The sequence below is a fragment of the Pseudomonas sp. SDT291_1_S447 genome (genome assembly GCF_054070155.1).
In genome coordinates this window covers 1-365 of sequence record NZ_JBSVXS010000317.1, presented here as the reverse complement: position 1 = coordinate 365, position 365 = coordinate 1, and the positions used below count along the sequence as shown (strand labels likewise).

Here is a 365-nt window from a genome sequence, read left to right as displayed (position 1 = left end):
CAGCGGCGTGACCTTCACCGTCGCCAGCCCCGCCGAACAATCCGCACTGCAAGGCGCGATCAAGGAAGTGCTGAGAGAGCGCGAATACCTGAAAACCCTCAACCGCGAACGCAACCAGATCACCCACAACAAGAATCGTCAGGGCCACAAAACGGCGAGAGCGGTGGAGTTGCAGGAAGAGATTGTGCGGGTGCGAGCGCAATTGACGCAGATCGAAGGGCGACTGGCGGCAGCGTTGAGCCCGATTGAAGAGCTGCCGGATCGCTCGGCGCGGCTGTACGGCGCAACGCCTGCAAGAGCGGGGGTGACGGTGGTGTTTCCGCCGGCGCAACAGGGGGAGTTAAGGAGTTTGTTGGGGAATATTC

The 365-nt window shown here is 61.4% G+C and carries 1 pseudogene; it reads left to right on the top strand.

The features are described 5' to 3' along the window. Positions 1–365, top strand: a pseudogene (locus ACW9IR_RS29735) (toxin VasX); the annotation flags it as partial.